The organism is Mesorhizobium shangrilense, assembly GCF_040537815.1.
Classification (GTDB): Bacteria; Pseudomonadota; Alphaproteobacteria; order Rhizobiales; family Rhizobiaceae; genus Mesorhizobium; species Mesorhizobium shangrilense.
On record NZ_JBEWSZ010000001.1, the window covers coordinates 2,650,161 to 2,674,873 of the forward strand.

24 protein-coding genes and 1 pseudogene are annotated in these 24,713 nt (G+C 62.3%); 11 read left to right on the forward strand and 14 right to left on the reverse strand.

Features of this window, described 5'->3' with window-relative positions:
• The first annotated feature begins 24 nt into the window (after positions 1 to 24).
• Entirely contained in the window at positions 25 to 381 is a 357-nt protein-coding gene (locus ABVQ20_RS13300; RefSeq protein WP_354459954.1) for a DUF488 domain-containing protein, read from the forward strand.
• Positions 382 to 594: 213 nt separating this feature from the next.
• On the opposite strand, the gene ABVQ20_RS13305 is transcribed toward ABVQ20_RS13300, so the two are convergent.
• The 6 genes from ABVQ20_RS13305 to ABVQ20_RS13330 all read right to left on the reverse strand — a co-directional run bounded on the left by ABVQ20_RS13305 (position 595) and on the right by ABVQ20_RS13330 (position 6,028).
• Positions 595 to 945 carry an ArsC family reductase gene (locus ABVQ20_RS13305; RefSeq protein WP_354459955.1) on the reverse strand — a complete coding sequence of 117 codons (351 nt, stop codon included), beginning with the start codon at positions 943 to 945 and terminating at the stop codon, positions 595 to 597.
• 186 nt (positions 946 to 1,131) lie between these two features.
• The gene (locus ABVQ20_RS13310) at positions 1,132 to 1,485 is read right to left on the reverse strand and encodes a SnoaL-like domain-containing protein (RefSeq protein WP_354459956.1); all 354 of its coding nucleotides are present in this window, start codon (positions 1,483 to 1,485) and stop codon (positions 1,132 to 1,134) included.
• A 142-nt stretch (positions 1,486 to 1,627) separates the two neighbouring features.
• Positions 1,628 to 2,233, reverse strand: coding sequence for a 2'-5' RNA ligase family protein (locus ABVQ20_RS13315; protein ID WP_354459957.1), 606 nt, complete (start codon positions 2,231 to 2,233; stop codon positions 1,628 to 1,630).
• A gap of 96 nt (positions 2,234 to 2,329) precedes the next feature.
• A complete protein-coding gene (locus ABVQ20_RS13320) occupies positions 2,330 to 3,757 on the reverse strand; it encodes an aldehyde dehydrogenase family protein (RefSeq protein ID WP_354459958.1) in 1,428 nt (475 codons plus the stop codon).
• A 258-nt stretch (positions 3,758 to 4,015) separates the two neighbouring features.
• Positions 4,016 to 4,624 carry a cupin domain-containing protein gene (locus ABVQ20_RS13325; protein WP_354459959.1) on the reverse strand — a complete coding sequence of 203 codons (609 nt, stop codon included), beginning with the start codon at positions 4,622 to 4,624 and terminating at the stop codon, positions 4,016 to 4,018.
• Positions 4,625 to 4,744: 120 nt separating this feature from the next.
• Positions 4,745 to 6,028, reverse strand: a complete 1,284-nt coding sequence (locus ABVQ20_RS13330) for an NAD(P)/FAD-dependent oxidoreductase (protein ID WP_354459960.1) — start codon at positions 6,026 to 6,028, stop codon at positions 4,745 to 4,747.
• A gap of 266 nt (positions 6,029 to 6,294) precedes the next feature.
• On the opposite strand from ABVQ20_RS13330, the gene ABVQ20_RS13335 reads away from it, so the two are divergent.
• The 5 genes from ABVQ20_RS13335 to ABVQ20_RS13355 all read left to right on the forward strand — a co-directional run bounded on the left by ABVQ20_RS13335 (position 6,295) and on the right by ABVQ20_RS13355 (position 12,274).
• Complete coding sequence (locus tag ABVQ20_RS13335; protein WP_354459961.1) at positions 6,295 to 7,452, forward strand: fumarylacetoacetate hydrolase family protein; 1,158 nt, start codon at positions 6,295 to 6,297, stop codon at positions 7,450 to 7,452.
• A gap of 269 nt (positions 7,453 to 7,721) precedes the next feature.
• The gene (locus ABVQ20_RS13340; RefSeq protein WP_354459962.1) at positions 7,722 to 8,489 is read left to right on the forward strand and encodes an SDR family NAD(P)-dependent oxidoreductase; all 768 of its coding nucleotides are present in this window, start codon (positions 7,722 to 7,724) and stop codon (positions 8,487 to 8,489) included.
• Between the two features lie 71 nt (positions 8,490 to 8,560).
• Entirely contained in the window at positions 8,561 to 9,631 is a 1,071-nt protein-coding gene (locus tag ABVQ20_RS13345; protein WP_354459963.1) for a sugar ABC transporter substrate-binding protein, read from the forward strand.
• Between the two features lie 67 nt (positions 9,632 to 9,698).
• On the forward strand, positions 9,699 to 11,243 hold the full coding sequence (locus ABVQ20_RS13350) for a sugar ABC transporter ATP-binding protein (RefSeq protein ID WP_354459964.1): 1,545 nt from the start codon (positions 9,699 to 9,701) through the stop codon (positions 11,241 to 11,243).
• On the forward strand, positions 11,240 to 12,274 hold the full coding sequence (locus tag ABVQ20_RS13355; RefSeq protein ID WP_354459965.1) for an ABC transporter permease: 1,035 nt from the start codon (positions 11,240 to 11,242) through the stop codon (positions 12,272 to 12,274). The genes ABVQ20_RS13350 and ABVQ20_RS13355 overlap by 4 nt, the downstream gene beginning before the upstream one ends.
• A 92-nt stretch (positions 12,275 to 12,366) precedes the next feature.
• Here the strand turns inward: ABVQ20_RS13355 and ABVQ20_RS13360 are convergent, their stop codons facing one another.
• Complete coding sequence (locus ABVQ20_RS13360; protein WP_354459966.1) at positions 12,367 to 13,386, reverse strand: LacI family DNA-binding transcriptional regulator; 1,020 nt, start codon at positions 13,384 to 13,386, stop codon at positions 12,367 to 12,369.
• 200 nt (positions 13,387 to 13,586) lie between these two features.
• On the opposite strand from ABVQ20_RS13360, the gene ABVQ20_RS13365 reads away from it, so the two are divergent.
• Positions 13,587 to 14,705, forward strand: coding sequence for a mandelate racemase/muconate lactonizing enzyme family protein (locus ABVQ20_RS13365; RefSeq protein WP_354459967.1), 1,119 nt, complete (start codon positions 13,587 to 13,589; stop codon positions 14,703 to 14,705).
• Positions 14,706 to 14,888: 183 nt separating this feature from the next.
• Here the strand turns inward: ABVQ20_RS13365 and ABVQ20_RS40490 are convergent, their stop codons facing one another.
• The 7 genes and pseudogenes from ABVQ20_RS40490 to ABVQ20_RS13395 form a co-directional block, all read right to left on the reverse strand.
• Positions 14,889 to 15,857, reverse strand: a complete 969-nt coding sequence (locus tag ABVQ20_RS40490; protein WP_435528414.1) for an ATP-binding cassette domain-containing protein — start codon at positions 15,855 to 15,857, stop codon at positions 14,889 to 14,891.
• A 54-nt stretch (positions 15,858 to 15,911) separates the two neighbouring features.
• A pseudogene (locus ABVQ20_RS40495) lies at positions 15,912 to 16,400 on the reverse strand (ATP-binding cassette domain-containing protein); the annotation flags it as partial.
• Complete coding sequence (locus ABVQ20_RS13375) at positions 16,397 to 17,449, reverse strand: ABC transporter permease (RefSeq protein WP_354459970.1); 1,053 nt, start codon at positions 17,447 to 17,449, stop codon at positions 16,397 to 16,399. The gene ABVQ20_RS13375 and the pseudogene ABVQ20_RS40495, both read right to left, overlap by 4 nt.
• Positions 17,450 to 17,550: 101 nt before the next feature.
• A complete protein-coding gene (locus ABVQ20_RS13380; protein ID WP_354459971.1) occupies positions 17,551 to 18,657 on the reverse strand; it encodes a sugar ABC transporter substrate-binding protein in 1,107 nt (368 codons plus the stop codon).
• Between the two features lie 30 nt (positions 18,658 to 18,687).
• Positions 18,688 to 19,827 (reverse strand): mandelate racemase/muconate lactonizing enzyme family protein, encoded by a 1,140-nt coding sequence (locus ABVQ20_RS13385; RefSeq protein WP_354459972.1) that lies wholly within the window; start codon positions 19,825 to 19,827, stop codon positions 18,688 to 18,690.
• 11 nt (positions 19,828 to 19,838) lie between these two features.
• The gene (locus tag ABVQ20_RS13390; protein ID WP_354459973.1) at positions 19,839 to 20,717 is read right to left on the reverse strand and encodes an SMP-30/gluconolactonase/LRE family protein; all 879 of its coding nucleotides are present in this window, start codon (positions 20,715 to 20,717) and stop codon (positions 19,839 to 19,841) included.
• Between the two features lie 13 nt (positions 20,718 to 20,730).
• Positions 20,731 to 21,480 carry an SDR family NAD(P)-dependent oxidoreductase gene (locus ABVQ20_RS13395; protein ID WP_354459974.1) on the reverse strand — a complete coding sequence of 250 codons (750 nt, stop codon included), beginning with the start codon at positions 21,478 to 21,480 and terminating at the stop codon, positions 20,731 to 20,733.
• 462 nt (positions 21,481 to 21,942) lie between these two features.
• Here ABVQ20_RS13395 and ABVQ20_RS13400 point away from each other — a divergent pair, with 462 nt between their 5' ends.
• The 4 genes from ABVQ20_RS13400 to ABVQ20_RS13415 are packed head-to-tail and all read left to right on the forward strand — an operon-like array spanning position 21,943 to position 24,705.
• Complete coding sequence (locus ABVQ20_RS13400) at positions 21,943 to 23,025, forward strand: tartrate dehydrogenase (protein ID WP_354459975.1); 1,083 nt, start codon at positions 21,943 to 21,945, stop codon at positions 23,023 to 23,025.
• Positions 23,018 to 23,887, forward strand: a complete 870-nt coding sequence (locus tag ABVQ20_RS13405) for an amidohydrolase family protein (protein WP_354459976.1) — start codon at positions 23,018 to 23,020, stop codon at positions 23,885 to 23,887. Before ABVQ20_RS13400 ends, ABVQ20_RS13405 begins: the two co-directional genes overlap by 8 nt.
• A 9-nt stretch (positions 23,888 to 23,896) precedes the next feature.
• Entirely contained in the window at positions 23,897 to 24,376 is a 480-nt protein-coding gene (locus ABVQ20_RS13410; RefSeq protein ID WP_354459977.1) for a VOC family protein, read from the forward strand.
• Complete coding sequence (locus ABVQ20_RS13415) at positions 24,373 to 24,705, forward strand: EthD domain-containing protein (RefSeq protein ID WP_354459978.1); 333 nt, start codon at positions 24,373 to 24,375, stop codon at positions 24,703 to 24,705. Before ABVQ20_RS13410 ends, ABVQ20_RS13415 begins: the two co-directional genes overlap by 4 nt.
• The last annotated feature ends 8 nt before the right edge of the window (positions 24,706 to 24,713 follow it).

Genomic DNA, 24,713 nt, shown 5'->3' on the forward strand with positions numbered 1-24,713 from the left:
TCACGGCCTCTTACGGAGGGTTCTATGGCCTTCGACCTGGTGGTCAAGCGGATTTACGAGCAGCCCGCGCCCGAGGACGGGCAGCGGGTTCTGGTCGACCGGATCTGGCCACGCGGCGTTAGCAAGGAGGACGCCGCGCTGACGCTGTGGTTGAAGGAGATCGCGCCGAGCGACGCATTGCGAAAATGGTTCGGGCATGAGCCCGAGCGCTGGGCGGAGTTCCAGAAGCGGTATGCGTCCGAGCTGGACGAAAATGGCGAAGCCGTCGCACAGTTGCGCGCCTTGCTCGGCGAAGGGCGAGTGACGCTGCTCTATGGCGCGCATGACGAAGCGCATAGCAATGCGGTTGCGCTGGCGGAATACATGCACGGGACGGGCTGAGGCGGCTGGATTTTTTGAGGCCGGCGGGACAGAGCCGCCCTCTGTCCTGCCGGCCATCTCCCCCACACGGGGGGAGATCAGCAGCTTCAGCGCCTTCGCCCTGCCTATCGTCGAAAATTAGCGAAAGCGTCGCGACACCCAATCTCCCCCCTTGTAGGGGAGATGTCCGGCAGGACAGAGGGGGGAGCGAAGGAACGCGGCAGACCGTCTGCTCTACTTACCCACCACCTGCGCATAAACATCCGGCTTGAATCCAACCAGAATCCGATCACCGACCTCCAGCACCGGCCGCTTGATCATCGTCGGCTTGGCCAGCATCAGGGCCTTGGCCTTCTTTTCGTCGAGTGATTGCTTGTCTGCCTCAGGCAATTCGCGGAACGTCGTGCTGCCTTTATTAAGCAGCTTTTCCCAACCGACCTTACCGACCCAGCCATTCAGCTTGCTCGGCTCGATCCCTTCGGCTCGATAGTCATGGAAACGATACGGCACGTCATGGCTCTCCAGCCAGACGCGCGCCTTCTTGATCGTGTCACAGTTGGTGATGCCGTACATCGTGGTGGCCAAAACGTTCTTCCCTTGGGCTGGCTGTCGATTCTCATCCCCAACCTAAAACCGCCCTTCCCGCTTTGCCAGCACCCAAGCTCCGTTCACAACCACATGGCGGCCGGGAATCGTCCCGGCTGCCATGTTTGATTTTCAAACCATGCCGCGAAAGCAAGCAAACTCCGCAGGGTGGTTGGTATTCCGGCCTCAATAGTAGAAGCGCTCTTCGGTGATCTTGCCGTTCTTGACCGTGTACAGGCCAACCTCATCCATGGTGACACGCTCGCCTGTGGCCTTGGGCGTTATGTCAAACTTGAAGCGCACGGCGAACTGGTCGCCGTTGACATAAGGCCCCTCGACCGAGCCACCATGGACTTCATTGTTCTCTTGCCACCACTGGCTCTTCTGCTTGAGCGCCTCCTTGCCGTGGCTGACGGCCATCGGCCCCTCCATGGCTTCATAGCTGGCGATGTCATCGGCATTGTACTTCTCGGCAGCACCTGCGTGATCACCCTGCTTGAGGAGTTCGGTGAAATCCCTGGCAATTTCCGCGATGGTCATGTGTGTTCCTCCTGTTCAGACGCACTGCAAATAGGGAACAGTTTGCTGGCCGGCCACAGTCAAGTCCTTGATAGCTGACATCGCTCTGTCAGGATGGAGATGGACTTGGCGCAGGACGACGATGTGAGGATCGATCGGCGCATTACATCGCGCTCAGCGGCCAAGATTCCGGGAAAACGTATTTCTTGAGTCCGCGCAAGCTGTGCACAAGAAAGAACTCCCGTGCAACAAAGCTGATCGCGTCCATAGGCTGTTGCGGGATCAGTTTTTGGTCGTAGGCAAGCGTCAAATGCGGAACGAAACCATTCGATGCTTTGAGGCCCTCGCATAACATTTCAGCTCCCAACTTCCTGCTCAACTCACAAACCGGTCCATCGTCGGCGAGAAGCACGAAGGGATGCTTGGCCGGGCTGCCCCTTGTCGCCGGGCGGCCGGGAAAGCTCCTGAAATGGCGAAAGCTGACCTCGAAGTCAGGCATCGCAATGCGCCGCCCCGATCGGGCGGCTGCAAAGATGGTTTTAGTTCGCAGTCTCTTGTAATCACCCACGTGCTGCAGGCTCACGTGAAAACGGTGAGGCAACAGACGGGAGCCGGTTATCCCCCACCGGCTGCACAGCCGGCTTTGACAATCAGCAAACCGCGAATAGTCCTTCTGCTGCAAGAACAAGCCATAGAATACACGATCCGGTCGTTTAGGCCGCCATGGTGGCTCCGGAATTCCGAAATCGAATTCGCCTTGCAGATACATAGGCATACGCTCGCAAAGGAACGCTCCCGTTTTTGCTCTACAATTAGAACAAAACAGGAACGATTCTTTGAGTCAAGCGTGGATTGATCCCGAAGCCTACGCCCCGTAGCCGATGATGCCCTTGACCTCGAGAAAGTCGTGGATCGCCCAATCGGCGTATTCGCGGCCGTTGCCCGACTGCTTGTAGCCGCCGAACGGCGCGAACGTGTCCCATTCCGGGTAGTTGATAGAGACCTGTCCGGCACGCAGCTGTCCGGCCACTTTTCGCGCGTGCGCGATGTCCTGGGACTGCACATAGGCGGCGAGGCCGTAGACCGTGTCGTTGGCGATCTTCACCGCGTCATCATCGTCATTGTAGGAGATGACCGACAGCACCGGCCCGAAGATTTCTTCCTTCTCGATGGTCATGCCCGGCGTGACGTGGCCGAACACGGTCGGCCGCACATAATAGCCGCGGTTGAGGTGTTCCGGCCGGCCGGGACCGCCGGTGACCAGCGTGGCGCCTTCCTTGATGCCGGCTTCGATCAACCGCTGGATCTTGTCGTACTGGACGTTCGAGACCACCGGTCCGAGCTTGGTGTCCTCCGAGCGGGGGTCGCCGACATTGTGCGCCTCGGCGGCCTTCTTGGCGATGGCCAGCGCCTCGTCGTGGCGGGCGGCCGGCACCAGCATGCGGGTCGGCGCATCGCAGGACTGGCCGCTGTTGCCGAAGCAGCCTTCGACGCCTTTCCTCACAGCCGTTTCGAAGTCGGCGTCCGGCAGCACGATGTTGGCCGACTTGCCGCCGAGCTCCTGCGCCACGCGCTTGACGGTTTCAGCCGCGGTCTTGGCAACGATGATGCCGGCGCGGGTCGAGCCGGTGAAGGATACCATGTCGACATCAGGATGGCCGGCCATGATCTGGCCGACATCGGGGCCGTTGCCGTTGACCATGTTGTAGACGCCCTTCGGCACGCCGGCGGCTTCCATCACTTCCGAGAAGACGATGCCGCTGATCGGCGCGATCTCGGAGGGCTTCAGCACGATGGTGCAACCGACGGCGATGGCCGGCGCCACCTTGCAGACGATCTGGTTGAGCGGCCAGTTCCAGGGCGTGATCAGCGCGCAGACGCCGATCGGCTCCTTGACCACCATGGTGCCGCCGCGCTTCTCTGAGAATTCATAATCCTCCAGCGCCTTGATGGTGGATTCCATATGCGCCCGGCCCGCCCAGGCCTGCGCCTCGCGCGCCCAGGTGATCGGTGCGCCCATCTCATGGCTGACGGCCTGGGCGATGTCCTCGTAGCGCTCATTGTAGACTTCGAGGATGCGCTTCAGAAGCTTCAGGCGCTCCGCCTTGCTGGTCTGCGAAAAGGACGGGAAGGCTGCCTTGGCGGCAGCGACTGCCTTGTCGACATCAGCCTTCGAGCCAACGGAAATCTTGGTATAGGCCTCTTCGGTGGACGGATCGATGACGTCGAGCGTCGCCGGCACCACGGGCGCCACCCATTTGCCGTCGATGAAGAAATTGAGATGATTGCTCACAGGGTAATACTCCGGTTTTTTTGGAAATGGATGGGCAGTTTATGCGCAGAGCATAGGGCAGTTAGCGCCACGGTGCAGGCTGATATGCGCCACGTCCGGCGCTGAATTGAAACCCTCCGCCTGGCGCGATGCGTCGGTTACCACCGGCATGCCTTGCCCCAGTTCCGCGTGAAGGCGCAATGTGCAGCCGTGAAAGACGATGCTGTTGAAGCGCGCCGGGAAAAAATCTCCGAAACCGCGTCCAGCCGGACGAGAGGATCAGGCGCCATCGCGAATCCCTGAGGGTTTGGTCGTGTTGACCCAGAGAATCTGGCAGCGCTCCGCTCCCGGATTGCGGAAGGCGTGCAGCAAGGTGCTCTTGAAAGCAAAACTGTCGCCGGCCTTCAGCACGTATTTTGTGGAATCCACCACCAGTTGGACCTCGCCCGACAGGACGAAGCCGAATTCATGACCGGCATGGGCATAGGCTTCGGCGGTGCCGCCGCCGGCCTCCACTGTCACCAGTATGCCGGTCAGCGTGGCGCCAGGCGGCGAAAGCAGCGCCTTGGCGATGCCTTCCGACTTCACCGGGATGGGGCGACGACTGTTGGCGCGCACGCAATAGAGATCGTTGGCGGCATCGTTGCCGTCGGTGATCAATGCCGACGGCTCGATGTCGAGGGCCGCCGCAAGCGGCCAGATGACCCTGACACGCAATGAGGACAAGCCGCGCTCGATCTGGCTGAGCGCGCCGATCGAGACGCCGGCCCTGGCGGCCAGGTCGGCCAGCGACAGCTTGCGCTCCAGCCTCAGCGCCCGGACGCGCCGGCCGACCCGCACATCGGCGTCGTCCCTTGGCCTTTCAGATGCTTCTTCCAGAATGCCCATCAAGTCGTGGCCTCGTTCACTGCGTAACATCGGCGTGGGTGGGAGGTTGAAACCAGAATCGGTGCTTTCATATTTGTGAAACTGTCAAGCGGCATTCAGAGCCACGTGAGTGCGAAACTTTCAGCGTTCAAGCGCATCCAGCATCCGGTACCAGGCGATCGTCGTGGCAACGCCGATCTGCCGGAAGGCGTGGAACGGGATTGGCCGGATCGGCGAGACCGGGAACGGCAGTTGCCGGACATCGCCGCTCGACAGGTAACCTGCCATGCGCTTGCCAAGCGCGGTCATCAGACCCACGCCGCGCCCCTGGCAGCCGACCGCGGCCAGCAGGCCCGGCTCCGGCTCATGGATGTGCGGCAGGTGATCGGGCGTCATCGCCACGCGACCAAACCATCGCTTCTCGATGGCCACGCCGGACAGTGCCGGGTAGAGACGCAGCAGCGCACGCTCGAGATGCGCCCAATCAGCGGGGGTTGTCGGCAAGGCCATGCGCCCACGACCGCCCAGAACCAGCCGCCCATCAGCACTTTTGCGGTAATAGACAAGGATGCGGCGCGAGTCAGAGACCGCCTGCCCCTCCGGCAGGATAGCGCCGGCAAGATTGGACGAAAGCGGCGCGGTGGCGATCTGGAAGGAATGCAGCGGAACGATCGTTTCGGCGAGGCCTGGAATGAGGCCGTCGCTGTAGGCGTTCGTTGCAACGACGACGAATTTCGCCTGAACCTCCGCGCCTCCTTCCATCTCAACCCGCCAATTTCCGGCATTTCTGGAGAGACGCACCACTTTCTGGCGGGCAGCAATTTCCACACCCGAGGCAAGCGCTACCCGCGCCAGCTCGGACGTGTAGGCGAGCGGATCGATGACGCCGGCGCGACGGTCGAGCCATCCGCCGAGATAGCCGTGAGCGCCGGTCACGGCCGCGATTTCCGCCTTGCTCAGCAGTTTGGCATCGGCGCCGCGCGCCCGCCATTGCCGGTCCCTGTTCGCCGCCGCCTTCAGCGCCACCTCGGTATGCGCCGCCTGGATCCAGCCATTGCGGACAAAGGGCACCGCCAGTTGTTCGTCGCGGATCAGATCGAAGACGCAATCCGCTGTCGACGCGGCAAAGTTGACGAGTGCCTCGCCGCGTTCAGGGCCAAAATGCTCCAGCAGCCATTCCGGGTCGTATTTCAAGCCGGGTATAACCTGCCCGCCATTGAGGCCAGATGCACCCTGCCCGATGTCGCCGGCGTCCAGCACCCGCACCGCCAGGCCAAGGCGAGCGGCATGCAGAGCCGTTGAAAGGCCCATGATACCGGCCCCGACAACGACGACATCGATATGTTTTCCAGCCGGGACATGCGGCTGGAGGGCGATCGCAGCATGTGGCCTCTGCCAGATCGGATCGGAAAACGGAGCGGACAACACTTCCTCCGGCATATTCAGACAATGAAAATCCTAGAGATGATTTCACTATTTTGAAAGGCGGCTTCACTCTGAATTGGGAACTGGCCCAACGGTTCGGCGTGTCGTTCCAAGCAGCGACACATGAAACCTCGATTCTTCAGCGGCCAGGATGGGTAGACCTTTGGCCAGAATTTGTTGAAAGTGCCGCGCCGCCAGCCAGCCCGATTGAAGGGTCCGGCAGCAACGATGTCCGAGGCGGAACAAGACGGGGAGGACCGCAAGCCATGACGAACGCTACGCACTTGCCAACTGACGGCCTCTTTGTTGGCCGGGCCAGAACGGGTGATGCGTCGCATCCGCTTGTGGTCACCGTGCGCGACGGCACGGTTTTCGACATCACGTCGGGAGTAGCGCCAACCGTTCGCGATATCTGCGAAATGCCGGACCCTGCCGGACACGTCCGCTCAGCCAAAGGCAAGCCGATCGGTTCGCTTGACGCGATCGCCGCCAATAGTTTCCAGTCGACGCGCGATTCCGCAAAGCCATACCTGCTCTCGCCGGTCGACCTGCAAGCGGTGAAGGCATCGGGCGTCACCTTCGTCGTCAGCCTGCTTGAACGGGTGATCGAGGAACAGGCCCGCGGTTCGGCCGAGAGGGCCGACGCCATCCGCGCCGACATTGCAGGGCTGATCGGTCACGACCTGTCGAAGCTCAAGCCCGGTTCGCCGGAAGCGATGGAGATCAAGGCCAAGCTCATCGCGCGCGGTGCCTGGTCGCAATATCTCGAAGTGGGCATCGGGCCAGACGCCGAGATCTTCACCAAATGCCAGCCAATGGCTTCGGTCGGCTTCGGCGCCGATGTCGGCCTGCATCCGGTGTCGACCTGGAACAATCCTGAACCGGAGATCGCCATGATCGCCGCCTCAAGCGGCAGGATCGTCGGCGCCACCATCGGCAACGATGTCAATCTGCGCGATGTCGAAGGACGTTCCGCGCTGCTGCTCGGCAAGGCCAAGGACAACAACGCTTCGGCCTCTCTCGGCCCTTTCATCCGCCTGTTCGACGATACGTTCTCTATCGACGATGTGAAGCGAGCCGTCGTGCGCCTCAAGGTGGAGGGCGAAGACGGCTTCTTGCTGGAAGGCGCGAGCTCGATGGCCGAGATCAGCCGTTCGCCGGAAGAACTGGTTGCCGCCGCCATAGGCTCGCATCACCAATACCCTGACGGGCTGGCGCTCTATCTCGGCACCATGTTCGTGCCATCCAAGGATCGTGGCGAGAAGGGCAAAGGCTTCACCCACAAGGTCGGCGACATCGTCACCATCTCGTCGGAGAAGTTCGGCGCGCTGGTCAACCGCGTGCGGTTGTCGCCCGATTGCCCACACTGGACCTATGGCGCCAGCCATCTCATGCGCGACCTCGCCAAGGCCGATCTCATCTAGCCACACCGCTGAATGGGGCGCGGCCGCCGCTTGCGGCGACGACCGCAACCGTTGCCGTGTTCAGCGCAACAGTGGAAACGATATAAACTGCTACGCTGCCTCTTTGCAGTCATAAAGCAATTATTTTCAAATGATTACGTGAACACCGGTTCAGCTACGCGATTCAGAGACGCTTGCCTTGACACTAGTGTTGGAAACGATATTATTTTTGATCAATGCGGTGGCATGACACGCGGTGTCAGCCTCGCAGGTGTCAGGGAGGAACTGGCATGCGGGGGCTCAAAGGCAAGGTCGCTGCGATTACCGGCGCAGGCTCGGGGATCGGTCGCGCGGCCGCTCTGCGGCTTGGCGAGGAAGGCTGCAAGGTCGCGGTCCTCGACTGGAACGAAGACAGCGCCAAGGCAACCGCGGAGCGCATCCGCGAGGCTGGCGGCGAGGCGACTGCCATCAAGACCGACGTCAGCAACGAGCCACAGGTCGAGGCCGCATTCGCCCAGATCGTCAAGACATTCGGCCGCCTGGACATCTTGGTTTCCAACGCCGGCATCTTTTCGGGTGAACGCGATGGCAAGGTGGACGGGCTGCCCAAGGCCGTCTGGGACGAGATCGTCGGCGTCAACCTGACGGGCATGTATCTCACCTGCAAGCATGGTGTCGCCGCCATCAAGGCCACCGCCGGCAAGGGCGCTGTGGTGCTTACGGGCTCGCCAACCGGTATGTCCGGCTGCACACCCGCCAATGTCGCCTACGGCTCCAGCAAGGGCGGCGTCCACGGACTGTCGCGCGTCATGGCTGTCGACCATGCTCCCGAGGGCATCCGCGTCAACGTCGTGGTGCCCGGCTTCACCCTGACGCCCATCGTGCGCGAACTCGTCGCCGACCCCAAGGTCTATGAGTGGCAGGTGCAGAACATACCGTTGAAGCGCGGCGCCGAGCCGGAAGAAATAGCCGGCGCCGTGGCGTTCCTGGCGTCGGACGACGCCTCCTACATGACGGGCTCGTTCATGTTTGTCGATGGTGGCCTGACCGCCATCTGAGCGATCGGGATTCCGGGCGTCTTGGCGCCCGGCCGCGCAGTGCAACCATAACAATCAGGGAGGAACGATCAATGGCCGTCAACAAGACCAGACCGATACTCGTACTCGGCGCCATCGCGCTGGCGCTCGGCATGTCGAGCGCTCATGCCGAGGACATCACCATAGGTTTCGTCGCCCATGCGCAGGGCGATCCTTTCGTCCAGCAGATCCAGGACGGCGCCCAGGCCGCCGCCACCGATCTCGGTGCCAAGCTCGTCGTCGCCCAGCAGGCAGGCGGCGCGCCGGAAGGCCAGTTGAAGCTGGTGCAGAACTTCGCCAATTCCGGCGCGCAAGGCATCGCCACATCGGTGCCCGGCGAATCCATGGCCAAGGGCCTCAACGAGATCATCGGCGGTGGCGTGCCGATCGTGCAGTTCAACCTGCTGTCCATCGCGGTCAACGCCCCCTATGTCGGCGAGAAGTCCGTCGAAAGCGGCCGTATCCTGGGGCGGATGGTGGTCGACAAGCTCGGCGGCGCCAGCGCCAAGGGCACGGTCATTCTCGGCAATTGCTTCCCCGGCTTCCCGGTTCTGGAGAACCGCGCCAAGGGCGTCGAGGAATCGCTGAAGAAGGCGCCTGGTCTGAAGGTGCTCGGTCCATTCGACGTCAAGGTTTCCGCCGTCGACAACTACAACCGCTGGGAACAGCTTTATGGCGCCAATCCGGAAGCCGTGGCGCTGATCGGTCTGTGCGCGCCGGACGTCACCAGTCTTGGCAAGCTCAACGCCGCCAATGGCGACAAGTTTGTCGCCGGCGGCTACGACTTGACCGAACTCAACCTCAAGGCGGTCAAGGAAGGCCATGCCTATGTGACGATCGGCCAGAGCGCTTTCGTGCAGGGTTACCTGCCCGTCGCCCTGCTGGTCAATGCGATCAAGGGCGGCAAGAAGCTCAGCGCCGGTTTCTACAATGCCGGCTCGCAGATCGTCACCGCCGACAAGGTCGACATGGGCAACGGCTTGCCTTCTGTCTCATTCGATGAGGCGCAGAAGCTGGCGGCCGATCCGGCTGCGACGGCCGCCTATTACAAGGCATGGACCAAGACGCTTACCGCCGACATGCTCTCGGCAACGCCAAAGCCGATCTCCGCGGAATCCGAGTGACGGCATCGGCGATCCGTTTCAAGATCAGGGGCGGCCTCGGGACCGCCCCTTACTTCGTGGGAAGATCATGTCCGGTCCGCCGATGATTTCCGTGCGCAATCTTGCCAAGCGCTATGGCGGCGTTGTCGCGCTCCAGGATATGAGCCTGAGCGTCGAGCGGGGCACGATCCACGCCGTCGTGGGCGAGAACGGCGCCGGCAAATCGACGCTGATGAAGGTGCTTGCCGGCGTCGTCCGGCCCGATAGCGGCGCCATCGAGCTCGACGGCCACGCTGTGACCATCGACAACCCCAATGCCGCGCGGCAGCATGGCATCGGCATGGTCTATCAGGAACTCAGCCTGTTTCCCGAGCGGTCCGTTCTGGCCAATCTGTTCGTCAACCGCGAGCCGGTGCGAAACGGCCTGATCTCCAAACGAGAGATGGAGGCGCGCAGCCGCTATCTGCTTCGGCAACTCGGCCTGCATGTCGATGTGCACGCCCCGGTTAGCCGCCTCAGCATCGGTGAGCGGCAGCTTGTCGAACTCGCCCGCGTACTGCTCGAACATCCTCGGCTGCTGATCCTCGACGAGCCGAATTCCGCACTCAACCAGCGCGAGACCGAGAGGCTGTTCACGGTGCTGAAGGGGCTGCGGGCCAATGGCATCACCATGCTCTACGTATCGCATCGACTGGAGGAGGTTTTCGCCATCTCCGATCGCGTCACCATCACGCGCAACGGACGCGATGTGCTGACGAAGGATCGCTCGGAACTAACCATACCCCAGGTCATCGAAGGCATGATCGGCCAGCAGCGCGAGGCATTGTTCCCGCCTCCCCTGCCGTCGACGGTCGGCGCGACACGGCCGCAGATGACGGTCAAGGGACTTGCGGGCGGCAGGCTTGCCGATGTCAGCTTCACCGCGCGTTCCGGCGAGATCGTCGGGTTGGCCGGGCTTGAAGGGTCCGGCGTCGCCGATCTTCTCGACATGCTGTTCGGCATGCGCAAGGCGCGCGGCGGCGAGGTGCATTTTCCCGACGGCAGCGGCCTGCCGAAAAGCGCGACCGAAGCGGCACGGCGCAATGTCTGCCTCGTTCCGGCCGACCGCCGCCGCAACGGGCTGATGTTGGACAAATCCATCCTGTTCAACATCTCCAACGTGGTCGTCGGCGCTCGCGACTGGGGCACGCCCTGGTATTCGCCCAAAACCGCGCTTGGCCGCGCCAACCGCCAGATCGACGCGCTGCGCATCAAGGGCCTGCCGCATGCGCTGGCGAACTCGCTGTCGGGCGGCAACCAGCAGAAGGTCGTCATCGGCAAATGGCTGGAGATCGGGCCGCAGGTTTTCCTGCTCGATGATCCGACGCGCGGTGTCGATATCGGCGCCAAGAGGGAGATATACGCGCTGATCCGCGAGATGTCGGCCAATGGCGGCATCGTGCTGTTCAGCTCGACCGAACTGCCCGAACTGATCGGGCTCTGCGACCGCATTCTCGTCATTTATCAAGGCCGGCTCGCCGGCCAGCTTTCTGGAACCGAGATGAACAGCCAGACGGTTCTGCATCTGACCAATACCGGCGAAATGCCGGGTGCGAACCGTAATAAGCAAGCGCGCCAGGGGGACATGGCATGAGCAAGACCGATCTCATTCCGCCGCTCGCCGGATCGGCGGTCCACCCTGCCCGGCGCGGCTTTCGCATTCCCGAGGAAATCGGTGTCATCATCGCGCTGGTCGGGATGATGGCGATCATCGGCTTTGCCCGGCCGCGCTTCCTCAATCCGATCAACCTGTTTTCGCTGCTGGGCAACACAACGTTCCTCGGCATGCTGGCCATCGGCATGGTGTTCCTGCTCGCCATCCGCGAGATTGATCTTTCAGTCGGCTGGATGTTCAACTTCTCCGCGGTTTTCGCGGCACTGCTGATGGTCGCGGGCATCGACCCCTGGCTTGCCGCCTTTGCCGGTGTGCTGTTCGGCGCCGGCCTCGGCCTGATCAACGGGCTGATCGCGGTGACGCTGCGCCTGCCCGCCATCATCGTGACGCTGGGCACCTATTCGATGTTCCAAGGCCTGTCGCTGGTCGTCAACAAGGGGCGCGCCATCGTGCCGGCGGACCAGAGCAGCAGCTTCTTCTCGGTGATTTCCGACAAGCTGTTCGGCATCGTGCCGGTGGCAGCTCTGGTCTTCATTGCGCTGGCGTTGGCGATGCACGTCGTGCTTCATCGCACCCGCTTCGGCTACCGCGTCCAGGCGGTGGGCAGCAATCCGGAGGCCGCGGCCCATGCCGGCATTCCGACAGCCTGGGTGCGGCTGCAGACACTGGTGCTGATGGGCGCCATATGCGGGCTTTCAGGGGTGATGTATGTCGGTTTCCGCGGCGCCATCGATCCCAACGAGGGCAGTGATTTCGTGCTGGTGGTGATTGCCGCCGTCATCATCGGCGGCACGCCGCTCTCGGGCGGTCACGGCACGATCATCGGGGCGGTGATCGGCATGATGATCATCCAGGTGATCTCGAGCGGGCTGATCTTCTTCGGCATCGATGCGACATGGAGCACATTCGTCACTGGTGCTGTAACCGTGCTGGCCGTGTCGCTCGACCGGCTGATCAAGTTCCAGCGCACAAGGCGCATCGAACGCAGCAAGGAAAATTTCCACGCCTGAGGCAGGCTCTATCTTTTTGTTTGAGCATGATCTCTGGACAAACGGGGACCGTTTGTCCGAGAAAGCCGGATGCCACCTTTCGGGATCATGCTCTATCGCTTCGGAACAGGCAGGCAGGATCCGCCCATGATCAGTTGCGTCGGGAATGAGATGCGTTGCGCCGGACGATCGCTGTGGCCGCCGAGGCGTTCGAGCAGCAGCTGCGCGGCGGTGCGGCCGATTTCCTCCACGGGCCGGTCGATCAGCGTGATCGGCCCCGGATAAAGCAATGCGACGTCCGAGCGGTCGCAACCGATCAGCGAAATGTCCTGGGGCACGGATACGCCCTGCTGCTGGATGGCGCGCAACACGCCGACGAGGATACGATTGCCCGCGGCGATGATGGCGGTCGGGCGTTCCGGCATCTGGAGCAAGGCTGTCGCCTCGCGGAAACCGAAATCCACCGACAGGCTTTGCGAACGGATCAGATCTTCCGGCACCGGCAGGCCACTGCGCTGGAACGCCTCGACGAAGCCGCGCACCCGCTCACGCCCGGGCCGGATGTCGCTGCCGGCGGTGATGATGGCGATGCGGCGATGTCCGAGTTCGATCAGGTAGCTCGTCGCCTGCCGCAATCCGGTGGCATGCTCGGTCAGCACGGCGTCGATATCGAGCGGGATATCGCGGTCGAGCAGCACCGAGGGAACGCGCAATTCCTTCAGGCGCTTGATGGTGCGGGCATCCTGTTCGTTGTTGATGGTCATGATCATGCCGTCGGCACGACCATGCTGCAGCATGTCGATAGCGGCCGCCTCTTCGGTGGCGCGGCCGTTGGTGCTCATCAGATAGAGCGAATAGCCGCGTTGACGCATTTCCGCGTCCACCGCCTTGAAGCAACTGGCATGCCAGGGGTTGGCGATATCGTCGATGACGAAGCCGACAGTCATGGTATTGCGACGACGCATATTCTGTGCGCGCGAGTCGGGCTGGAAACCGAGCTGCTGGATCGCGGCGCGCACCTTGCCAAGCGTTCCCGGCCTGACGGTCTCAGGCGCGTTCAAACTCCGTGAAACGGTTCCGACAGAGACGCCGGAAACGCGCGCCACATCCCGTATTGTCGCCGGCTTGTCCATGCCCTTCCTCACGCAGCCCCCTTGTCGACCCCTCGGGTCAGACGTCGCATCAAGCCGCCGAAACTCATATAAAACTTGAGTCTAGCGTGTCCGAGGCCATTCGGGCAAGGAGATTAGCGACGCGCCGGCACTTGACCTCCGGAGAGCGGCCGGACTATTCTGGAAACGTTTCTATTTCTGCTCCAACATCAGAGTTCATCATGGTCGCACAGCTGAAGATCGAACGCATAGAATGCGTGCCGCTTTGCATGCCCCTGCCCCGCACGTTCCGGGGCAGCAATTATTTCATGACCCACCGCTGCACGATCATCACCCGCATCTACACCTCGCAGGGAATTGTCGGCGAGGTCTACAATGGCGACGAATTCGAAACCCAGGCCGAGGTGGTCAGGATCATCCTCGATGAAATCCAGCCGCTGCTGATCGGCAAGGACGCCTTCAACATCGAAGGCTGCTGGGAAGCGATGCGCAAGCCGAGCTACAACATACTGCGCGACCGCAAGCTTGCCATGTGCGCGCAGGCCTGTGTCGACAGCGCGCTGTGGGACACGGTCGGCAAGGCGCTGGACGTGCCTCTGTACAAGCTCTGGGGCGGCTACAAGGACAAGCTCCCGGTCATTTGCATCGCCGGATATTATGAGGAAAACAAGACTTTAGCCGATTTCGGCCGCGAGATGGAGCAGATCCGCGCCAGTGGCTATGCTGGCTGCAAGTTCAAGGTTGGCGGCCGCACGCCGAAGGAGGATGCTGAACGCGTGCGGGCTGCACGTAGTGCGGTGGGCGACGACTTCACACTGCTGGTCGATGCCAACCAGGGCTGGAGCCTGGCGGAAGCCGTCGCGTTTTCGCGCCTTGCCGCAGACCTCAACATCCGCTGGTTCGAGGAGCCGGTGCGCTGGTACAATGACCGGCTCGACATGGCGGCGGCCCGCAACCAGACGGGCATTCCGATCGCCGCCGGGCAGAGCGAGATCAGCCGCGCCGGCTGCCGCGACCTGATGATGTCCGGCGCCATCGACGTCTGCAATTTCGACGCCAGCTGGGGCGGCGGGCCAACAGAGTGGCGCCGCGTCGCAGCACTTGCCTCCTGCTTCACGGTCGAGATGGGCCACCACGAGGAGCCGCAGATATCCGCCCACCTGCTGGCCTCGATTCCGAATGGCACATATTTGGAAACGTTTCACCCGGACCGCGATCCGATGTTCTACGCGCTCGTCGCCAACCGGTCGAAATTCGACAATGGCACCTACGACGTGCCGCAAGGCGCCGGCTTCGGACTTGTGCTCGATCAGACCACGATCGGGAAGTACCGTGTCTAGAGCGCGGCGGTCTGAACGGATTCATGGACGCGCTTTAGGTCTTTGTTTTATGCATGTCGTTCACCCAAACCGGGCCACTTTTGGGCGACATGCACCAGGCAGCGCCTACGGATCAGAAGCGCCACCGCTAGCCGCGGCGGTTGGTTGAATGGTCTTTTCGGAAATCCCTGTTCCCGAATTTCCTTACGCGGCCTCGCCCTTGCGGCTTTCCTGCTCAAGGCGCGTGATGTCGGTCGCCAGTTGCTCGACCTGTGCATAGTCGGCGATCCGCAGCGAAGGCGCCATGGCACCGTCCGCCACGACATGGACCCGATCGGCGGCTTCGTAGACCTCCAGCACTTCGGTGCAGAAAATCACCACCGTGTTGCCCTGGTCGGCATAGTCGCGCAGCAGGCGATAGATCTCGGCCTTGCTGTGGATGTCGACGCCGCGCGTCGGCTCTTCGAGCAGCAGCAGTTTTGGCGCGCAATGCAGCGCTTGGGCGATCGCCACCTTCTGCTGGTTGCCGCCTGACAGCGAGCGGATTTCCTGGGTCGTGGTACGTGTCTTGACCAGAAAACGGCTGACGGCGGCGGCGGCCATCTCGCGCATCTTGCGCTTTCTCAGCATCAGTCCGAAGCCGGCGATTTCGGGATAGCCGAGCCGGACCAGCAGGTTCTCGCCGACGGAGAAATTGCTGTAGAGGCTGAGCTGCCGTGTCGCCGGCACATAGGCGGTGCATTGGCGCAAGGCGACATCGCCTGACAGGCCGGAGATCTCGACCGTTCCGTTGCAGCGCTCGAGGCCAGCCAGTGAGCGCAGCAATTCGCGGGAACCCGAGCCTTCGACGCCAACCAGGGCGATGATCTCGCCGGCCTTGCCGTCCAGTTCGATGCCGCGAAAGGCCTTTCGATGTGTCCAATCGCATACCGAGAACAACAGCCCCGACGACGACGGCGCGGCAGGGTTGCGCTTGTCCCCGTCGCCGTGAACCGTGCCGCTGTCGGTCACCAATTGACGAGCCAGGCCGTCCTCGGTCAGTGACTCACCCTCAAGCATGGTGCGAACGCGACCGTCCCGCACGACGGCGACGCGCTTGCAATGCTGGACGAGATCGCCCAGCCGATGCGTGACAAGAAGAACGATGCGCCCGGCAGCCGCGATCTTGTGCATCTCGCGGAACAGCTCGTCCGATTCATCGGCGGTCAGCGCTGAATTGGGCTCGTCGAACAGGAACACCCGGGAATCGCGTGCGACGGCGCGGGCAATCTCGGTGCGCTGCTGGGTGGCCAGCGAACACTCCGCGAGCAACCGATCCTTGAGATGTCCGATGCCAAGCGCATCCATGACCCTGGCATCGGCCGCGCCGAGGCGCGGCTTGCCGGAACCGGTGCCTTCACGCCCGACCAGGACATTCTGCGCCACGGTCAAGTTCGGGAAAAGCTGCGGCTCTTGATGCACGACGGCGACCGCGTGCCAGTCAACAGTCGGCGACCATGGATTGCCGTCGAAGGTCAGTTCACCCCCATCGGGCCGCTCCTCGCCGGCGATGATGCGGATCAGGGTGCTCTTGCCGGCGCCGTTCGGTCCGGCGATGCCCAGCACCTCGCCGGGCCGAATATCGAGATCGACGCCATTGAGCGCGATGGTGCTGCCATAACGTTTGGTGACCCCGCGAATGCTTATGCCCGAGGCATTCGGTTGTGGCGCCGTCATGCCGCCCTGCTCTTGCGCAACTTGGTCAGGAACAGGTCGAGCGCCACGGCGCCGATGGTCACCGCACCGAGGAATATCTGCTGCACGTGAGGTCCGGGCGAGAGCAGCGCCAGGCCAATCTGTAATTCCGCGAGCAGCAGCGCCCCGCCGAGCGTACCAATGATGGTGCCCTTGCCGCCGGCCAGGCTGGCGCCGCCGATGATGACGGCGGCGAACACAGGGAATGTCTGCGACAGGCCGATGTCGGGCTGGCTGGTCTGGATGAAAGAGAAATCGAGGATGCCCGCGATAGAGGCGAGGATCGAACACAGGATGAAGGCCAGGATCTTGTAGCGGTTGACCGGCAGGCGGGCGAGCCTGCCGGCTTCCGGGTTGCCACCGATGGCCATCAGGCGGAAGCCGAACAGCGAACGGTGCAGCAGGAAGCCGACGACAACCGCAAGGCCAAGCATCCAGAAGATTTCGATCGACAGGCTGTATTTGCCGATGTTCTGGGTCAGCCCGATGAAGAAATTGAGCTCGCCCTGATTGACCGTGCCTCCGGGCGGCGGATAGTTCGGGTTGAACGTGCCGGTATTGCTGATCCAGAGCGACAGGCCGTAGAGCAGATTGTAGCTGCCGAGCGTGACGATGAAGGACGGTATCTTGAACCTGGTCACCAGAAAGCCGTTGAACAGGCCGACCAGAATGCCGACGCCGATGGCGATCGGGATCGCCAGATAGACCGACACGCCCATCACGATCCAGACGACGGCAAGCGTGTTCGCCGCAAGCCCATACATGGCGCCGAAGGAGAGGTCGATCTCACCGACGACGATGACCAGTGTCAGTCCCATCGCCATGATCGCCACCGAGCTCATCGCCCGCAGGACAGAGACGGCGAGGTTCGGATTGGCGAAGTTGGGATTGATGAAAATGAACACCAGCGCCACGGCGATGACGGCGGCGAACAGGCCGCCAACGCGCAAGGCAGCGTCGAGCGTCGCCTTGCCGGCCGCGGAGAATCCCTGACGTGGCGGGGCGGGCTGCGTGGTGTCGCTTGAACTCATACCTGTCCTCAATCTCGTCGTTCCCGGTACGGCCCAAGGGATGGTGGGCCTGAATCGATCGAGCCGCAAGCTGCGGCTCGATCCTTCATTTTGAACGGCTTTTACTGCGCCATGGTCTTGTCGAGTTCGGCCCGCGCCTGCGAGACGCCATCCTTCAGCACAGCCTTCAGCGTCTGCGTGTTGGGCAGGATGACGCCGTTCTTGAGAAACTGCGCGCAAGCCGGCGCGCCGAAGGCAGCCTGGTCAGGCCAACGCTGGTCGAACTGGGCGACCTGGATGCCCTTCTCGATGGCGTCAAGCTGGCCCTTCGATGAGTTCCAGCCGATCGTGTAGACCTTGCCGGCAAGGCCAAGGGTTTCGATGGCGCGGTCGGCGTGCTCGGCGCCGATATCGACATTCTGGATGAACTGTACATTCGGATTGGCCGTCAGGAACGAGCGATAGACGTCGAACGTCTTGCCCGGCTCGTAGCTGGTGTTGAGCCCGTTGGCGGCGCCCGTCACAAAGCTGGCATCTGGAATGGCTGCCTTTATGGTGTCCTCGAAGCCCTTCATGCGGCCCTGAGCCCAAAACTGCGTCGGGTCACCACCGGAAACGGCAAATACCTTGATGTCGGACTTGTTGTTGTCTTTGATCCATTTCAGGACGGTCTCGGCGGCGTAAGAGCCTTCCTTGTCCGGGATCTGGGTGAAGTTGGTGAATTCATGCCCGCGCGAGGTGACGCCGGCGGTGAACACCGGGATGCCCTGGTCCATCAGCTTGTTGGTGATCGCGGTCATCGCATCGGAGCTGACCGGCTCGATGCCGACGCAGTCGACCTCGCCGGCAGCGAGTTTCGCCTCGATCTGGCTGACCTGCTGATTGGGATCGTTCTGGACCGGCGCGATGGAAGCGCAATCCATCGGGTAGATCGCCTTGCCCATCTTGCAGCCCATCTCGAAGCCGGCCTTGTACTGCGGCGAGAACAATGGGATGCCCGAAGCTTGGTATGAGAACACGTATTTGATCGGCTCGCCCTTCTTGATCTTCTCGGCGATGCGATCGGCCAGTTTGAAGGTGCCCCAATCGCGTTTCACTTCGAAGGGGGCGCCCGCGACCTTTTCGCCCTTGGTCGGGATCTGGCTTTCGGATTCCTGGGCATGGGCGACTGCAGTGAGCATGGAGCAGCCGAGAGCCGCGGCCAGGCCGTATTTCGTGATTGTCTTCAAGATTTCCTCCCTTTGTTTTTCTGCACGTAATCAGAGCTTGCCGAGAACTTTTTCACTCCGGAAACTGTCGACCACCTCTTCGATGACCTCGATGCCGAGGCCAGGCCCGGTCGGTGGGTAGACCCAGCCGTCGACATGCTCGAAAGGCTTGGTGACAAGGTCGTGCTGCATCGGGTTGCGCAGCGGTTTGAATTCGAAAAGCTTGCACGCCGGCGAATTGAACGAGATGGCGAGGCTGGCGGCGGTGACGATGGCCGACGACCAGGCATGCGCGTTGGCCTGCCGGCGGTAGAACTCGCAGCGTTCGGTCACCTTCTTGAAGCCGGTGATGCCCTCGGCGCGGCCGGGATCGACGCCGATGACATCGACCGTGCCGGTGGCCAGCACGCGCTCGAACTGCTCCAGGGTCCACTCCCGCTCGCCATAGGCGATGCGCGTCATGGTCTTGGAGCGCAGGTTGGCGTATCCCTCCGGGTCCCAGGCGCCCAACGGTTCCTCGATCCAGGCGAGGTTGTACTCCTCCATCGCCTTGGCGCGACGCACGGCATCGGTGACGTCCCATTTGATGTTGATGCCATTGTCGATCATCAGCATCTTGTCGCCGAGCACTTCGCGCATCGCCTTGACGTAGGCGACGTCGCGCTTGTGGTCGTAGCCGAGATTGGCGTTGCCGCGCTTGCCGAAACCGGTCTTCAGCCCCTGAAGTCCGGTGGAAACCCACTCAGCCGTTTCCTGCGCCATCTCCTCGATGGATTCGTAGTGGGCATGGCACGATGCGATCGCCGGCAGCCGCTCATGCACGCAGCCGCCCAAAAGGTCGAGAACGCTACGGCCGAGCGCCTTGCCCTTCAGGTCCCAGAGCGCGATGTCGATGGCGGCCGTGGCATAGGAGGCGATGCCGCCATGATAGCCATACCACCAGGCCTGCTGCTTGTTTTGCCGCCACAGCGCCTCAGTCTGCACCGGGTCCTTGCCGATCAGATTGGGCGCCATGCCCTCGATGATTGCCTTGGCGGCGAAGTTCGCCTCGGGAAACTGGGTGATGGATTCACCCCAGCCAACCTGGCCGTCATCGGCTGTGATCTTGGCGAGGCACAGATGACGCAGCGCGTTGAAGTCGTTCGGCTCAGGGTAGCTGACCGGAATCGCTTCGACCTTGGCAATCTTCATGATGGACTTTCCTAACCGATCGCGCCGCGAAACAACGGCATGCCTTCTACCCCGACATCGACTTCGACCAGCTGGCCGGTCATTGCCGCGCCGGAGGTGTCGAACGGCCCCATGTCGCAGACGAACAGTTTGCCGCCCTTGCCGAAGCAGCAATTGAGCAAGGTGCCGCCGACGTCGAGGAAGTGCAGGTGCCTGCCTTCCCGGGAGAGCACGTCGACGCCGCCGGAGGCGACCGTCGTGATCCACAGATTGCCGTCGACATCGATCTTCAGGCCGTCGGGAATATGGCCTTCGGCGAGCGTGTGGATCACCTGCTTGGTGCCGTCCGGCTTCCGCCTGACAACGCGCAGCGTGTAGGATTCCACCCACACGATCGAGCCGTCCGGCTCGGCGACGATGCCGTTGGGATAGACATAGTCCAGCTCTTCCAGAATCCTGGCGACGCCGTCCTGCTCTATAACGATGATGCGACCCGGATGCGGCTTTTCGGCCTGGTTCCAGTCGCCCGAATCGGTGAAATAGAGCCGCCCGTCCGGACCGAAAGTCAGATCGTTGGGGCCGTCGAATTTCACGCCATCGGCCTCGGTCACCAATATCTCGACCTTGCCGTCAGCTGATGTCTTCTGGATCGATGGCGGCCGGTGGACCGGGGCGACCCAGGAGCCGACATTCGGCGTCTGCGTCGAATAGACGGCGCCGTCGCTGCCAAGCATGCAAGCATTGGGACCGCCGCCGACAAAGGCATAAGTGCCCTGCTTGTTGGTCTTCGGATCCCAGACACCGATCTCGCTGGCATAGGTGTTGGCATAGATCACGCGCCCATCGTCGAGCTCGTAGGGACCTTCCGGATGTCCGAGCCCCCTGGCCCGTGTGATCATCGGCTTCTTCATGCTTGTCCTCCGTTCACCAGGTCACCAGGCCGCCGGTGAAGTTCACCGCCTGGCCGGTCATGTAGGCTGCCTCGTCCGACAGCAGGAACCAGATGGCGCCGGCGCATTCATCGGCACTCGCGGCGCGACCCAGCGGTACGGTGCGTGTGCGCGCCTTATCGAGTGTGGCGATCTCCGTCCCACGCAGCCTGGAGACACTGGCGAGCACATTGTCCTGCATCGGCGTGTCGATGATGCCGGGGCAGATGGCATTGACCCGGACCGGTCGGGAGGCGAGTGCATAGGCGAAGGACCGGGTGATCGACAGGATCGTCGTCTTGGACGCGGCATAGGCCGCGACTTCGACCGTGGAGGCGAGCTTGGAGGAGCTGGACGACAAATTGACGATGGCGCCGCCCGGCTTCAGCTTCGGCCCGATTGCCTGGCACAGGAAAAACACCGACTCGGCATTCACAGCCTGTACCTTGCGCCAATCCTCCAGTGTGATGTCGAAGATCGACTTGACCATGATGATGCCGTGGGAATTGACCAGATAATCGGCGCCGTCGGCGGCCTCCGCCAGCTTTGCGCGCCCGGCCGGATCGGCGAGATCCACGCTCTTGATCCGGCAATCGGCCCTGGCCAGATCGTCCAGCCTGGCTGCATCGATATCGACCGCCAGCACGTCGACGCCCTCGCGCAGGAGGCGCAAAGCAACCGCCTTGCCGATGCCGCTGCCGGCTCCGGTGACAATGGCGCGGCGGCTGCGCATTGGCGAACCCATGGTGCTCCCTGCCTTTCGACATGCCAACGACCGCGAGGCTATGACCTCATCGCGTTGCGGCGAGATCGACACCCGATGTCGGCATGCTCCTCCGGGAGCCGTGGCTCCCACTCCCGCCTGACTATATTGAAACGTTATTGTTTCATGCAAGCGATTTTTGGGGCGACCGTGCCGACCACCGCCGTGGAGTCTGCCAGTAGGCGCGTGGTGCCAGGCCCAGCCGCTCCGAATTTCCCATCGAGGATAGGAGATTCAAGGCATAGATGCGAAATTCAATTGCCTCTCTCGCCAATTTTGAGCTCCACAGAAACGAAATCATGCCTTTCTCGGCCGTAATCGACGAATGGGCGCGAAGCCACGCGGCGCGCCCAAGACGCACTTGCAATGCTCATTCAGGCTGGCTATTAATTGAAACGATATTTTTCCTACCCCCCCCAGGCCGCACCAGAGAAGAGAGAAACCATGCCTTCAGCGAAGATCGCGGTCATCGAAGGAGACGGTATCGGGAAGGAAGTCGTTCCGGAGGGTGTGAAAGTCGTCGAGGCGGCCGCGCGTGTCTTCGGTATCGATCTGACATGGGATCATCTCGACTGGGGCTGCGATCATCATGCCAGACTTGGCCGGATGATGCCGGAGAACGGGCTCGACCGCATTGCCGGACATGATGCGATCTTTCTCGGCGCCATCGGCTGGCCGACCGTCTCCGATGTGGAATCGCTGTGGACGCTGCTGATGCCGATCCGGCGCAATTTCCAGCAATATGTGAATCTGCGACCGGTGCGACTCTTCGACGGCGTGGCCTCCCCGCTGGCAAGGCCAGGCGCGATCGATTTCTACATCGTGCGCGAAAACAACGAGGGCGAGTATTCCGAGGTCGGCGGCCGCATGTTCCCCGATACCGACCAGGAGATGGTCATCCAGGACACGGTGCTGACGCGCTTCGGCTGCGACCGGGTGATGAAGTTCGCCTTCGAACTGGCGCGCAAGCGCAAGCGCAGGCTGACCTCGGCGACGAAATCCAACGGCATCATCCACACGATGCCGTTCTGGGACGAGCGGTTTCGCGCCGTCGCCGGCGATTTTCCCGATATCGCCACCGAGCAATACCACATCGACATCCTGACCGCGCATTTCGTGCGCCGTCCCTCGAGCTTCGATGTCGTGGTCGCCAGCAACCTGTTCGGCGATATCCTCTCCGACCTCGGCCCGGCGGTGACCGGGACGATCGGCATCGCGCCATCAGCCAATCTCAACCCCGAGCGAAGGTTCCCGTCCATGTTCGAGCCGGTGCACGGCTCTGCTCCGGACATCGCCGGCAAGAACATCGCCAACCCGATCGGCCAGATCTGGTCGGGCGCCATGATGCTGGAGCATCTCGGCGCCAAGGATGCCGCCGGCGCGATCGTCGCCGCCATCGAGCGTGTTCTGGCCTCCGGCGAAAACCTGACGCCGGACATGGGTGGCAACGCCTCGACGACAGCGCTCGGCCAGGCGATCGCCGATGCGGTTTCCATTCATCCCGTGGAGGCGCGCCGCCATGGCTGACATTCCCTTCGTCGACACGCATTTCCATCTGCACGACATGAAGCATCTGCAATTGCGCTATGGCTGGCTGGAGCCGGATGCGGTGCACGGTTTCCTGCCCGACACCGACCCGTTGAAATCTCAGCACTATTTCATCAAGGACTACATCGCCGAAATCCGCTTCGCCAATGTGCCCAAGGCCGTGCATGTCCAGGCGGCGGTCAACACGCCCGACCCGGTGGTCGAGACCGCGTGGCTGCAGGCCTTCGCCGACAAGACCGGCTATCCGCAAGGCATTGTCGCGGAATGCCATCTGGCACGGCCCGACGCGGCACAGGTGCTCGACCGCCATCTGAAGTTCGCCAATGTGCGCGGCATCCGCAATTTTGGTGACGGGCGCTATCTGATCGACCCGGCATGGCGCAGCGGCTTTGCCGAACTCGGGCCACGCAACCTTGTGTCCTGCATCGACACCCGCGTCGAGCTTGCCGACGACATCCTCGACCTGGCGCGCAGCTTTCCTGAAACGCGGATCTGCATCGACCATTGCGCGATCCCGTTGGGCCGCAATGCCGCGAGCTTCCAGCGCTGGCGGGCGGCAATGGATGTCATGGCCAAGCCCCCGAATGTCACGATGAAGATATCCGGGCTCGGCATGGGCGATCCGCTTTGGACCGTGGACTCGATCCGTCCCTATGTGCTCGGCAGCATCGAGGCGTTCGGAACCGGCCGCGTCGTCTTCGGCACCAACTGGCCGGTCGACCGCATGTTCAGTTCGTATCCGGATGTGATCAACGCCTATGCCGAGATCATTTCCGGGTTTTCCAGACCAGAACAGACGGCGATGTTCTCGGGCAATGCCGAGCGCCTGTTCAGGATATGAGGCGGCAACATGCCTGAAGCGATCGATGCAATAGAGAGTGTCCATCACATCGGGATGAGCGTCGCCAGCCTGCAGGCCGCGCTCGACTTCTGGGAAGGCTTTCTCGGCAGCCCGGCACGCTGGACGACGGTGCTCGACCATCCGTATCTCAGCCGGGTCGTGGGCTATCCCGGGATCGCCATCAAGGCTGCGTTCGTGGACTTGCCCGGCGGCGGGGTGATCGAACTGCTCGACTATCAGGCCGTCGAGCGCAACACCAATGATGACGCGACGGCCAACCCCGGCAATGTGCATCTCTGCCTCAAGGTTTCCGATGCCCGCGCGGCGTGGCAGCGCGCCGTCAGTTGCGGCGCCCGGCCGATTTCACCGGACGGTCCGGTCGCCATTGACGGCGGACCCAATATCGGTGCGCAAGCGGCCTATCTGCGCATCCATGACGGCATTACGCTGGAGCTGTTCCAGACCCCGTCGAAGGCAGCCACATCATGATCAAGCGCGTCAGTTTCCTGCGTCGCAAGGAAGGGCTCAGCAAGGAAGAGTTCTTCGCCCACTGGACCGGCCCGCATGCCGATATTGTCCGCCAGATGCCCGGTGTCCGTGGCTTGCGCTTCGGGCGCGTGCAGAGCTGGTCGCCGGAAGACGCTGCATGGGACGGGGTCGGCGAAGTCTGGTTCGACAGCATCGAGGACGCGCACAAGGCCTTTGCCACCGAGCCGTTCCATTCGATGCTGGTGGAAGACCGCAAGAAATTCATGCGCGAGGCGCAATCGTGTTTCGTCACCGAACAGACGGTGATCGCGCCACCGTCGCAAGCCTGAAGGGAGGA

Bases quoted from the DNA above. Each gene is read 5' to 3' on its own strand.
- ABVQ20_RS13300 (WP_354459954.1), top strand. From the start codon at position 25: ATGGCCTTCGACCTGGTGGTCAAGCGGATTTACGAGCAGCCCGCGCCC.
- ABVQ20_RS13310 (WP_354459956.1), bottom strand. From the start codon at position 1,485: ATGACCATCGCGGAAATTGCCAGGGATTTCACCGAACTCCTCAAGCAG.
- ABVQ20_RS13315 (WP_354459957.1), bottom strand. From the start codon at position 2,233: ATGTATCTGCAAGGCGAATTCGATTTCGGAATTCCGGAGCCACCATGG.
- ABVQ20_RS13325 (WP_354459959.1), bottom strand. From the start codon at position 4,624: ATGGGCATTCTGGAAGAAGCATCTGAAAGGCCAAGGGACGACGCCGAT.
- ABVQ20_RS13335 (WP_354459961.1), top strand. From the start codon at position 6,295: ATGACGAACGCTACGCACTTGCCAACTGACGGCCTCTTTGTTGGCCGG.
- ABVQ20_RS13340 (WP_354459962.1), top strand. From the start codon at position 7,722: ATGCGGGGGCTCAAAGGCAAGGTCGCTGCGATTACCGGCGCAGGCTCG.
- ABVQ20_RS13345 (WP_354459963.1), top strand. From the start codon at position 8,561: ATGGCCGTCAACAAGACCAGACCGATACTCGTACTCGGCGCCATCGCG.
- ABVQ20_RS13350 (WP_354459964.1), top strand. From the start codon at position 9,699: ATGTCCGGTCCGCCGATGATTTCCGTGCGCAATCTTGCCAAGCGCTAT.
- ABVQ20_RS13355 (WP_354459965.1), top strand. From the start codon at position 11,240: ATGAGCAAGACCGATCTCATTCCGCCGCTCGCCGGATCGGCGGTCCAC.
- ABVQ20_RS13360 (WP_354459966.1), bottom strand. From the start codon at position 13,386: ATGGACAAGCCGGCGACAATACGGGATGTGGCGCGCGTTTCCGGCGTC.
- ABVQ20_RS13365 (WP_354459967.1), top strand. From the start codon at position 13,587: ATGGTCGCACAGCTGAAGATCGAACGCATAGAATGCGTGCCGCTTTGC.
- ABVQ20_RS40490 (WP_435528414.1), bottom strand. From the start codon at position 15,857: ATGCACAAGATCGCGGCTGCCGGGCGCATCGTTCTTCTTGTCACGCAT.
- ABVQ20_RS13375 (WP_354459970.1), bottom strand. From the start codon at position 17,449: ATGAGTTCAAGCGACACCACGCAGCCCGCCCCGCCACGTCAGGGATTC.
- ABVQ20_RS13385 (WP_354459972.1), bottom strand. From the start codon at position 19,827: ATGAAGATTGCCAAGGTCGAAGCGATTCCGGTCAGCTACCCTGAGCCG.
- ABVQ20_RS13390 (WP_354459973.1), bottom strand. From the start codon at position 20,717: ATGAAGAAGCCGATGATCACACGGGCCAGGGGGCTCGGACATCCGGAA.
- ABVQ20_RS13395 (WP_354459974.1), bottom strand. From the start codon at position 21,480: ATGGGTTCGCCAATGCGCAGCCGCCGCGCCATTGTCACCGGAGCCGGC.
- ABVQ20_RS13400 (WP_354459975.1), top strand. From the start codon at position 21,943: ATGCCTTCAGCGAAGATCGCGGTCATCGAAGGAGACGGTATCGGGAAG.
- ABVQ20_RS13405 (WP_354459976.1), top strand. From the start codon at position 23,018: ATGGCTGACATTCCCTTCGTCGACACGCATTTCCATCTGCACGACATG.
- ABVQ20_RS13410 (WP_354459977.1), top strand. From the start codon at position 23,897: ATGCCTGAAGCGATCGATGCAATAGAGAGTGTCCATCACATCGGGATG.
- ABVQ20_RS13415 (WP_354459978.1), top strand. From the start codon at position 24,373: ATGATCAAGCGCGTCAGTTTCCTGCGTCGCAAGGAAGGGCTCAGCAAG.